This is a genomic window from Gemmatimonadota bacterium, assembly GCA_021295815.1.
Classification (GTDB): domain Bacteria; phylum Gemmatimonadota; class Gemmatimonadetes; order Longimicrobiales; family Gaopeijiaceae; genus JAGWBQ01.
In genome coordinates, this window is record JAGWBQ010000024.1 from 15,878 (window position 1) to 27,255 (window position 11,378).

Annotated in this window: 6 protein-coding genes; 4 read left to right on the forward strand and 2 right to left on the reverse strand. The window is 65.3% G+C overall.

The window, feature by feature from the left end; genetic code table 11:
- The first annotated feature begins 22 nt into the window (after positions 1–22).
- Genes J4G12_09465 through J4G12_09480 form a run of 4 tightly spaced genes read left to right on the forward strand, consistent with a single transcriptional unit; the run spans position 23 to position 8,452 of the window.
- Positions 23–2,161: a M3 family metallopeptidase gene (locus J4G12_09465; protein MCE2456020.1), complete on the forward strand. Its 2,139-nt coding sequence runs from the start codon at positions 23–25 to the stop codon at positions 2,159–2,161.
- Positions 2,158–3,174 (forward strand): DUF4837 family protein, encoded by a 1,017-nt coding sequence (locus J4G12_09470; GenBank protein MCE2456021.1) that lies wholly within the window; start codon positions 2,158–2,160, stop codon positions 3,172–3,174. Before J4G12_09465 ends, J4G12_09470 begins: the two co-directional genes overlap by 4 nt.
- Positions 3,171–6,896 (forward strand): DNA polymerase III subunit alpha, encoded by a 3,726-nt coding sequence (gene dnaE, locus J4G12_09475; GenBank protein ID MCE2456022.1) that lies wholly within the window; start codon positions 3,171–3,173, stop codon positions 6,894–6,896. Before J4G12_09470 ends, dnaE begins: the two co-directional genes overlap by 4 nt.
- Positions 6,893–8,452, forward strand: coding sequence for an aldehyde dehydrogenase family protein (locus J4G12_09480; GenBank protein MCE2456023.1), 1,560 nt, complete (start codon positions 6,893–6,895; stop codon positions 8,450–8,452). The genes dnaE and J4G12_09480 overlap by 4 nt, the downstream gene beginning before the upstream one ends.
- A 242-nt stretch (positions 8,453–8,694) precedes the next feature.
- Here J4G12_09480 and J4G12_09485 read toward each other — a convergent pair whose 3' ends face one another.
- Both J4G12_09485 and J4G12_09490 read right to left on the reverse strand, forming a co-directional pair.
- Positions 8,695–9,852, reverse strand: a complete 1,158-nt coding sequence (locus J4G12_09485; GenBank protein MCE2456024.1) for a hypothetical protein — start codon at positions 9,850–9,852, stop codon at positions 8,695–8,697.
- Between the two features lie 394 nt (positions 9,853–10,246).
- Positions 10,247–11,378: hypothetical protein (locus J4G12_09490; protein ID MCE2456025.1), on the reverse strand; the 1,132-nt coding region annotated here is incomplete at its 5' end.

The following is an 11,378-nucleotide window of genomic DNA, read 5'->3' on the forward strand; positions in this document are numbered from 1 at the left end:
CCCTGTTCGTTCTCACTTTCCCATGACACCAATCAACCCGCTGCTCGAGAGCTCATGGCCGGTTCCCTTCACGTCGATCGCCACTGAACACGTGGTACCCGGAATCCGCCGGGCGATCACCGAAGCGGAAGCCGAAGTCGAACGGATATCGGCGTCCACCGAAGGGCCGACCTGGGAGAACACCTTCCTCGCTCTGGAAGACGCGATCTGGCGGCTCAACAGACGTCTGGCTCCGGTCACCCATCTGGTCGCGGTAGCCGAGAGCCCCGGGCTTCGGGAAGCCTACAACACCGTGCTTCCCGAGATCACGGCCTTCCATACCGACCTCTTCCTCCGGGAGGATCTCTGGGAGAGGGTGCACGTCTTCTCCACCGCCGGAGCGCCGCTCTTCGACCAGGTCGGGAACCGTCACCTGGATCGCACCGTCAGGGCCTTCAAGAGAGCAGGCGCTCAGTTAAGCCTCGAAAACAAGGCGAAACTCCGCGAGGTGCGCGTAGAGCTGTCCGGGCTGGAGCAGAAGTTCGCCGAGAACGTGCTCGACGCCACGGCCGCCTACGAACTGGTGGTTGAAGACGAAAGCCGTCTGGAAGGCATTCCGGCCGATGCTCTGCGCAGGGCCCGGATCCGGGCCGGCGATAGGGCCGGCTGGGCGTTCGGACTGGATCAGCCCGCCGTGGAAGCCGTGCTCAAGTACGCCCGCGACCGCGAGCTCCGCCGCGAAATCTTCATGGCCTACTCCACGCGCTGTCGGGAAGGGGAAAACTCGAACGTCGCCCTTCTCGCCCGCATCCTCAACCTACGGGAAACCCTCGCCCATCTGCTGGGCTACGCGGACTTCGCGGACTACCAGCTCGAGGAACGCATGCTCACCTCCGGGAAGGAGGCCCTGAAGTTCGAAGACGAACTTTTCGAGCGCTCTCTCCCGTACTACGAGCGCGATCTGGCGCAACTTCGCGAGCGAGCGGCCCGGGAGGGCTTCGAAAGCCTCGAGCCTTGGGACACCGCCTTCGTCATCGAGCTGCTTCGTCGCGAGGAATACGATCTCGACGCCGAGCTCCTCAGGCCCTATTTCCCTCTGCCGCGCGTTCTGGAGGGGCTCTTCGCTATCGCGCGCCGGGTCTTCGGCTTCGTCGTCGAGCGCGTGGACAACGACGACGTATGGTATCCGGATGTCGAGTACTACGAGGTGCGGGATATTCGAGGAACGTTGCTGGGCGCATTCTACGCGGACTGGTTCCCACGTCCTGAGAAGCGTCAAGGCGCCTGGATGTGCGATCTGGTCACGGGCGAGCGGCTCCCGGACGGGGGCTTCGCACCGCATCTGGCAGCGGTCTGCGCCAATTTCGCTCCCCCTGACGGCGATGCGCCTGCACTCCTGCGCCACCGCGACGTGTGCACGGTCTACCACGAGTTCGGCCACCTTCTCCACCACATCGCCTCCCAGGTCGAGATCCGTTCCCGCGCCGGCATCAACGTGGCCTGGGACTGGGTCGAGCTCCCGAGCCAGCTCATGGAGAACTGGGCATGGGAAATCGAGGCGGCGGGTGTGATCTCAAGCCACCACGAGAACGGCGAACCGATCCCCGACGAGCTCTTCGGACGCCTCGAGCGCACGCGCACCTTTATGGGCGGTTGGGCGATGATGCGTCAGCTCGCCTTCGGCTGGATAGATCTCAAGCTGCACACGTCCATCGCCAGGGGACTGCGCACGATCGAATCCGGACTTGCCTCGGCCAGGACCGCCGGCGACGGCGACGCCATGTCCGACGCCTTGGACCCCGAGGGACTGACCCGCCTCGCCGGCGCGTCGCTGATGGCGGAGGTCGAAGGCCGTCTCCAGAGGTTCATGCCGGAGAGTTTCGCCGCCTACCATCCGATCGCGTCGTTCCTGCACATCTTTTCCGGCGGCTACGCTGCCGGATATTACAGCTACATGTGGTCTGCGGTACTCGACGCCGATGTCTTCTCCCGCTTCAGAACCAACGGCATTTTCAACTCCGAGGTCGGGAGCGACTATGTTGACAGCATTCTGAGCCGCGGAGACTCGGCTCGCCCCAGCCTGCTCTTCAGGGCCTTCATGAACAGGGGGCCCGACACCTCGGCCCTGCTCGAACGAGAGCTGGGCAGCCTCACCGACTCACCCCACCCCGCGAAGACATGAAAGCCAGAGTCAACCTCCTCGCCCTCCTCTCCCTCACCCTCGCGGCGGCGGCCTGCGACTCCTCGAGGCTGACTTGGGGAGACGGCAACAGCATCATAGTCACCATGCGCCCCGATCTCTGGACGGAGGTGCAAGACGACGTGTACTCGAACCTCGAGACCACGACCTACACGGTGCGGGACGAGAAGAATTTCACCGTGACCTACGCCGACCCGAGCGACGAGGACTGGCGCAATCTGAGGCGTTTCAGAGTGATGCTCGTGGTGGGCAGGGCCGACGACTGGTTCATGCAGGACGTGCTCGGCAAGCTGAAGGATCCGGAGCCCGGCGTCCACGAGGTCGAAAGGGTCTGGTCTCAGGATCAGAGTGTGACCGTCGTGCTTCTGCCGGAGGAAGGCGAGGCCGACTTTCTGCGCGACCGTCTGCCTGCTCTCCATGATCGGTTCGACGAGGGCTTCAGGGTCTACACCTTTCGGCGCATGTTCCAGACCGGCCCCGATACCGCTCTCGCGGGCACTCTCCGGCGCAACTTCGGTTTCGAACTCACGGTGCCCAACGTCTACGACTGGGAAGACCGCGACTCGGTCTTCATTTTCAGGAACGACAATCCCGACCCGTCCGAACTGATCCGCCAGGTGGCGGTCACCTGGGCCGCGCCCCTGCCGGAAGGGCTTCAGGGAGAGGACCTGGTGGAATGGCGCACCCGACTTTCGGAGAGCCACTACACCAACGCCCAGGTCACCGACGTCCGACAAGTCACAGGCAGACCTTTCGAACATCGCGGCCGGCCGGCGTACGAGGTCAGCGGACGCTGGAGCAACCCACCGGAACTCGGTTGGCCTGCCGGCGGCACGTACATCGCCAGAGGAATTCCCTGTCCGGAACAGGATCGCATGTATCTTCTCGACGCCTGGCTCTACGCCCCCGGAAGGGAGCACTACGAGTACGTGATCCAACTGAACTACGTCCTCGACACCTTCCGCTGCGGCGCCAATCTGGCTTCCACCCCTTGAGCTTCGTCCATCTCCACACCCACTCGGAGTTTTCGCTGCTCGACGGAGCCAACCGTCTCCGAGATCTCACAAGGAGGGCGGCGGAATTCGAGATGCCGGCTCTCGCTCTTACGGACCATGGCTCGATGTTCGGCGCGTGGCACTTTCACAGGGAGGCCGGACGCCACGGCATCAAGCCCATCATCGGCATGGAGGCGTACGTCGCGCCCGGCGAACGGGGGGACCGTTCTCCGAACCAGGGCCCGCACGGACCCTACTACCACCTCGTGCTCCTTGCCCGCGACCGGGCGGGATACCGCAACCTCGTCAAGCTCTCGTCCCTCGGCTACCTGGAGGGCCACTATCACCGTCCCCGCGTCGACCGAGAGGCGCTGACCGCCCACTCGGAAGGGCTCATAGTCTCGTCGGCGTGCCTCGCCGGAGAGGTGGCGCGCCACCTGCGCGACGGCGACTACGCCGGCGCCCGCGCCGCGGCGGAGTGGTACGCCGAGGTCTTCGACGGCCGCTATTACCTGGAGGTTCAGGCCCACGACGCCGGATCGGATCGGACGGAACAAGCCGAGGTGGCCGCTGCCGACCGGGAGGCCGAGGGCTCGCAGGAACGGATGCGGCTGGCAGAGTCCCAGTCATCCGAGCCTTTGCACGAGGCCACATCCGGCACGTCGGGCACCAGCAGCGACGGACGTTTCGGCCAAGCCGAACTGAACGCCGGCATATTCCGACTCTCGGACGATCTCGGACTTCCGGTGATTGCGACCAACGACGCGCACTTCCTGCGCCCTGAGGATCACGAAGCCCACGACGTGCTGCTCTGCATAGGGTTGGGCAAGGATTACGAAGATCCCAGACGCATGCGCTACGACTCGCAGCTCTACTTCAAATCCGCGGACGAGATGGCCGCGCGCTTTCCGGGACGCACCGACGTCATCGAGAACACGCTGAAGATAGCCGACGAGGTCGAACTCGACTTCGAGAGCACCTACCACCTGCCCGCTTTCCCTCTGCCCGAGAGCCACGGGAGCGAAGAGGAGTACTTGCGCACGCTCGCGGAGCGGGGGGCCCGGAAGCGCTACGGCGACGAGCCCGACCCGGAGGTCCGGGAGAGGCTCGACTACGAGCTCGCCGTCATCCGCAGGACCGGATTCGCCGGCTACTTCCTCATTACGCAGGATTTCGTCGCCTGGGCTCGCGACCACGGCATTCCGGTCGGTCCCGGACGCGGTTCAGCGCCCGGTTCGATAGTGGCGTACTGTCTGGGGATCACCGACGTGGAGCCCCTCTCCTTCGGCCTCCTCTTCGAGCGCTTTCTCAACCCGGAGCGGGTCTCGATGCCGGACATCGACATCGATTTCTGCTATGAGCGCAGGGGAGAAGTGATCGCCTACACCCGCGAGAAATACGGGGCCGAGGCGGTCGGGCAGATCGTCACCTTCGGAACCATGAAGAGCCGGGCCGTCGTGCGGGACGTAGGTCGGGTCCTTGGGTTCGAACCCGCCGAGACCGACCGCATTGCCAAGCTGATTCCCAACCAGCCCGCCCAGGCGCTGACGGTGGCACAGGCGATGGAGCGGATCGGTGAGGTGAAGGAGGCCTACGAGTCGGACGAACGCCACCGCAGGCTCTTCGATTACGCGCAGACGCTCGAGGGGCTTTCGCGCCACGCCTCGGTGCACGCCGCCGGGATCGTCATCGCTCCGGGTCCGCTCGACGACTACGTGCCGGTGAGCCTGCAACACGGCAAAGGCGGTCGCGGGCTGGAAGGCATGGCGGTCACCCAGTACGACATGAAGTGTCTGGAAGACGCCGGGATGCTCAAGATGGACTTCCTGGGTCTCCGGACCCTGACCGTCATCCACGATGCGGCCGAGATGATCCGCGACGCCGACGGGACGATCCGCCACCCCGTCACCGGCGAAGGCTACGCCGACATCTCCGAGATCCCGCTCGACGACGAGTGCGTCTTCGAGATGATCCGCCGCGGCGGCAACGCCGGCATCTTCCAATTCGAGTCGAACCTCGCCGACGACAAGCTGCGCGCCATGCGCTGCGACCGCTTCGAGGACCTGGTGGTGACCAACGCGCTCATCCGTCCAGGTCCCCTGGATTCGGGAATGACGGACGAGTACATCAGGCGCAAGCTCGGCGAGTCCGAGGTCAGCTACGCCCATCCGGCGCTCGAACCGGTGCTGGAGACCACCTTTGGCATCATCGTCTACCAGGAGCAGGTGATGAGGGTGGCCGCGACGCTGGCCGAGTTCAGCATCGCCGAGGCCGACGTGCTCCGGAAGGCGATGGGCAAGAAGGACGACGCGCTCATCAAGGCGCAGTTGGACGAGTTCATCAGGAGGGCGATCGAGTGCGGTATCGAGGTTCGGGTCGCCGAAGATCTCGCCGGGCAGATCAAGACCTTCGGACGCTACGGCTTCAACCGCGCCCATGCCGTGGCCTACTCCATGCTCTCCTATCAGACCGCGTGGCTGAAGGCGCACTATCCGGTCGAGCTGATGGCGGCTCTCCTGACCTCGATCGTGGATTCCACCGACTCCGTGGTCAAGTACATAGGGGTGTGCAAGGAGCTGCCCAGGTACGTGACCAGCGTGGAGAAGCCGGTCAAAGTGCTGCCGCCCAGCGTCAACGAATCCGGCTGGGGTTTCACGGCGACCCCTCAGGGTGAGATCCGCTTCGGTCTCGGCGCGGTGCGCGGCATCGGTCGGAACACGGTCGCTTGCATCGTGGAAGCCCGGAGCGAGAAGCGCTTCGACTCTTTCTTCGACTTTCTCGATCGCATAGATACCGGGACGGTCACTAAGAAGGCTTGCGAGGCGCTCATCGCCGCAGGAGCTTTGGACGATTTCGGGAACCGTCGGCAATTGATGGAAGGGCTGGAGCCGGCCTTTGCCGATGTCCAGGCTCGACGGGCCGACGTGATTCTGGGCCAGGGCTCCCTCTTCGGCGGCGAGACGCTACCCAGCCCGCGTCTGCCTCTGCCCGCGGTGCCCGAGTGGGTAGACACCGAACGCCTCAAGCTCGAAAAGGAGACTCTCGGCTTCTTCATCTCCGGCCACCCCCTCGATCGCTACGCCGACATCATCGACGCTCTCGATCCCGTGGCCTGCGACGAGATCGAGAATCACCGGGGCAAGGAGGTGGCGATTCCCTGCGTGGTGACCTCGGTGCGGAAGCAGACCATGCGCCGCGACAACTCCGAGTGGGGCAAGATCACGATCGAGGACCGCAGCGGGACCTCCACCGTGCTGGCATTCCGGGACGCCTGGACGGAGAGCCGCGATCTGCTCGGACAGGACGTGCCGGTGGTCGTGGAGGGCAAGGTCAGCGACCGAGAGAGGGACGACGAGGATCCGCCCATCTTCCTGAACGCCGTTTCGACGCTCGCCGGAGCCGGGGCCGGGCGCGGTCTGGCCGTCTGCGTCGACATCGAGAGCGTCCGGACGCTGACCGGGGAGACCTTCCCGAAGCTGCACGCGCTCGCGACCGGCGGCTCCGGCTCCGTCCCGCTCTATCTTAGGGTGAAGGTGGGCGACAGCGGCGGCCGCGCCCTCCTTCGCTCGCGCTCCTTCAGGCTGACGCCGGACTCCGACAACCTCGAGAGCCTCCGCGACCTCTTCGGCTTCGGCCGGGTCACCGTCGAGGCGATCGATCCCCCCAGGGCGAAACGGTCCTCCCGTTCGCGCCGCTCACCTGCCCGTTCACGAACCCAATGACCTACTCAGACATCCTGGGCGCGCTCGGCGTCTCCGACGACAGTCGAGGCGGATTTCACGGAAGCTGGCTCGGCAGCGGCGCGCGGCTCGACGTTCGTACGCCCATCGACGGCAGTCGGCTGGGATCGGTACGGGAGGTCACCGAAGCCGAATACGACGCCATCGCCGACAGGGCGGCCGCAGCCTTCCCGAGCTGGCGCGACCTTCCCGCTCCCCGCCGCGGTGAAGTGATCCGCGAGCTCGCCGACGCCCTGCGCGAGCACAAGGCCGAGCTGGGCTGCCTGGTGACTCTCGAGACCGGCAAGATCCGCAGCGAAGGCGAGGGCGAGGTTCAGGAGATGATCGACGTCTGCGACTTCGCCGTAGGTCTCTCTCGGCAGCTCTACGGCCTGACCATGGCGAGCGAACGTCCCGACCATCACATGCGGGAGCAGTGGCATCCGCTGGGCGTGGTCGGGGTCATCAGCGCCTTCAACTTCCCGGTGGCGGTCTGGTCGTGGAACGCCGCGCTCGCGGCCGTGTGCGGAAACGCCACCCTGTGGAAGCCGTCGGAGGCCACACCCCTCACCGCAGTGGCCGTCACCCGCATCGCCGAACGGGTATGCCGGGCGCAGAACGTGGATCCCGCCATCTTCTCGCTCGCGGTAGGGCGCGGCGCGACCGTCGGGGAGCGAATGCTCGCCGACCGCCGGCTTCCCCTCGTCTCGGCAACGGGGTCGTGCGCGGTCGGAAGACGTGCGGCGCAGGTGGTGGGCGGCCGGCTCGGCAAGACCATCCTGGAGCTGGGCGGCAACAACGCCATAATCGTCACTCCGAGCGCCGATCTCGAGATGGCTCGTCGCGCCATCCTGTTCAGCTCGGTCGGTACCGCCGGCCAGCGCTGCACCAGCACGCGCCGGGTCATAGTCCATCGCTCGATCGAAGAAAGGCTGACAAGGTCGCTCGCGGAGGCGTATGCGGGCATCGGCATAGGCGATCCGCTCGATCCCGGCACGCTCATGGGGCCGGTCATAGACCGGCGCGCCTTCGAGGCGCTGCTCTCGGCGAAGGAGCAGGTGGTCGCGGAGGGAGGGGAGATCGTCTGCGGCGGCGAGCGGCTCGACGGCCCCGAGTATCCCGGAGGGCTCTACGTGACCCCGTGCATAGCTCGCGCCCGCAACTCGTTCGCAGTGGTTCAGGAGGAGACCTTCGCGCCGATCCTCTATGTGATCGGATACGGCGACCCGGGTTCGACACCGGCGGAGGCGGTCTCGGAGGTGGAGGAGGCGGTAGCCATCCAGAACGACGTTCGCCAAGGGCTCTCCTCGGCGATCTTCACCGACCGCTTCCGGGAAGCGGAGACCTTCCTTTCGGCGCGAGGATCGGACTGCGGCATCGCCAACGTGAACATCGGAACCTCCGGAGCCGAGATCGGAGGCGCGTTCGGAGGCGAAAAGGAGACCGGCGGCGGCCGCGAGTCGGGATCGGACTCGTGGAAGGCCTACATGCGCCGTCAGACCAACACAGTCAACTGGAGCACCGAGCTTCCCCTGGCTCAGGGGATCGAATTCGGATAAGCGACGGACGCCTCGGCACGAGCAGCACGGAGATACATTACACTCGATTCAGAAAGGATGCGTCCTCACGACCCCGCCAGCCTCCTTGCTACTGCCGTTTCCACGTCCAGCTCGTTCCGTCGATTAAGGCGACCAGTCCGTCAGGCCCGTTCGCTCCCCGTCCGCATGCGAGAATTCGTGTCGCGCCCCACTATCTACTCCGCGGGGCAAGCCGCCTCACGACCACCATCTCCACATCCATTTCATCGCGCTCGATGAACGCCATCAGGCCACCGGGCCCGAACGCGGCCGGCATCCCGATCGCACCGGCGGGGTCCCTCCGTCGTGAGGACATCGATGGGCCCGTCGTCATCGCCCGGTTCCACGCCGTGCCGCTGCACCCAGATTTCCCCGTTCCAGGGAGCGCCCAGGCTACGCACGATCGAGACCTCATCGAAGACGCCCAGCAGATCCATGACATCGACCACGTTCTCCCGGGCGCTTTCCGCCGCTAGGTTCACGCCGTTGATGATCATTGGGGGCACTCCCCGCGCCTCCATTTCCTTGACGCGATGTTCCGTTTCGGCTTCGATGACCCGGCGCGTGACAGGGATCGGCTGGAAGGGCCGTTTCAGGATGCGCCGGATTCCTTCCCCCGGGCGCGCGATCTTGATCGCGTACGCCGAGGAATCGGAAAACGCCACGTCTCCATCGGGGAGCACGCCCGCCAGCATCCGTGGCCAGAATACCTGGTGAGGTGGAAGACCGAAGTTCACCTGACCAGCAATGGGCAGCCCCGTCTGGTCTCCGCCGGGAGGGAGCCAACCCTCCGCGACCGTGTCCTTCGTCGCTACGTCTCCGGTAAGGATGAGACGCTCCACCGGTCTCGAAGTGTGCGGCGTGGTCCTCCCGGCTGTGCCCGTGCCGACGGTTAGTGTCCGCGCCCCAACCAAGCTAAACACGGCCTCGCCGCCCGGGTCGGCCAGGAGAGCGGTGAGAACCACATCACCCGGCTCGGGAACCATCCGCACCATGCGCTCGAAATCGCCGTTCGCGTCGAAGATCTGGTATGCGCGGTGCCCGAGGTCCCCGATCACCACGCGCCCGTCCCGCATGACCGCGAGCCCGCCCGCGCCACGGAACTCGCCCGGGCCCTCCCCCGACCTGCCGAACGCCCGCAGGAACTCGCCGCCCGGGCCCACTACGGTGATGCGGGCAGCTTGAGAGTCGTACACGTACAGCCGCCCCATGCCATCGAAGCCCAGCCCGCGCACATTGCCGAACTGCTCCCACGCCTCGCCCGTCACGGATCCGACCCGGTACGCCTCCTCGAAGTCGGGCTCCAGCCTGCGATCCACTCCCGGAAGTTCGATGACTTCCTGGGCACCTACCGGGCCCGCCGCTAACAGCCAAGACAGCAACCCACCGATTCCCCGCAATCGTCCCCTCATTCTGCCGTGCCTCTCTCTCGCCGGTCCTGGGTGGACGCCCACCCCTTGCCCTCCTCGTCACCCACCGAGATGCCAAGTTGTTCGAGCATGTTCAGCAACTTGCCTTTCTCTCACAAGCACACCTCGTCGAGCCCGGCGGTAAGCTCGAAGCCGTCCCCCTCGCACCTGATGGTGACTTTGGCGCATTGAAGGTGCCAGCGGTAGTCTTTCTCAACCTCGCAGGCGAGGTCACTCTCCTCGCCCTCGTCCTGCGCCGCAAGTGCCGCGCCCGACCCGCATGCGCCGAAGCCTCCCGAATCATGCCATGGAGGCAAACGGTAACAGGATCAGCAGTGTGGCCGCGACCATTGAGGAGACGGCGATCCTACGCACCGCCCGGAAAGCGGTCGTTTTCGACTTCAAGCAGTAGTATTCCATCTACTGTGTCCTTGTTCCAGATGAGAATTCGTTTCGGGTTGTGGGGGTCGAACCTTCCGTGGGCACCGGGATAGCCTGTGAGGCGCCATGCCTCCACCAGGTTTCCCGATGCGTCGTAGTGCTCGATCGATCGGTCCGCCTCCTCTAGGAAGCCGTCCGGGAGGACCAGATAGTCGCCCATGGTAATGACTGTAATAGGCACCGTCCCTAATTTGCCGTTGCCGAAGGGGATCGTGGGAGCCTGCTCATGAACGCGTGCGAGATCCTCGTGGACGCAGCGCTGAAGCACCATGCGGGGCTCTTCGTCCGCCTCGACGTTCCACACGGTCGACGGTCCGACAAAACCGACGAACGGCGGCTTGGTGTCCACTACCGGGTACGCGGCTTCCTCTCCCTGCGTTTCCGTCATGCCAAGATCTCGGCGTGTCGCCACTTGCCCCAGTGTCTCCGCCTCGGGCGTGAAGACGTGCAAGTCTCCGTGTTTTCCAGCCACCAGGACGGTGCCATCGTCCCGCACCATCGCGTGTTCCGGCTCGATCCCCCTCAGCCGATGTTCGTTTGGCTGTTCGCCCCCGAACAGCAGGAACGACGGCGGCGAATTGTCGACGACCAGCACCTCACCGGCGGGCAGGCGCATCGCGGACACGGGTTTCCGGTACTCCAGCGGGCCATCCCCTTCCCGGCCCCAGCGTCGAAGCTCACGAAGCTCCTCGTCCAGCTCCACCACCTGTCTCTCGAACTCGTCGTAGATGAGCCAGCCCTCGGCTGTGCGTGTTGCGAACTCTGGGTAGAAATTGGGATTCGCAGCGACGACCCGTGCCTCAAGCTCCGTCCGGTCCAACTGGCATTCGAACCTGTACTCATCAGGAACCGTCGCCGTCCAGGAGAACGAAACCGACGACTGGGCGGTCGCGGCCGCTGCCGTCATCAGCAGCCCGGTAGCGCCCGCGACGCCTCGTGCATACCTAATCGCCATCGTTTCCTCCGCCGTTGCCATCACCTTCTTCGTCCAATCCGAGAAACTCCACCAGGGGGAAGGGGGGGTGAAAAACCGCATGTCATCTCCCGGGCGTTCGGCC

What these genes read in the sequence shown, in the direction of transcription:
- J4G12_09465 (MCE2456020.1), top strand. Translation starts at nt 23, where the DNA reads ATGACACCAATCAACCCGCTGCTCGAGAGCTCATGGCCGGTTCCCTTC.
- J4G12_09470 (MCE2456021.1), top strand. Translation starts at nt 2,158, where the DNA reads ATGAAAGCCAGAGTCAACCTCCTCGCCCTCCTCTCCCTCACCCTCGCG.
- J4G12_09480 (MCE2456023.1), top strand. Translation starts at nt 6,893, where the DNA reads ATGACCTACTCAGACATCCTGGGCGCGCTCGGCGTCTCCGACGACAGT.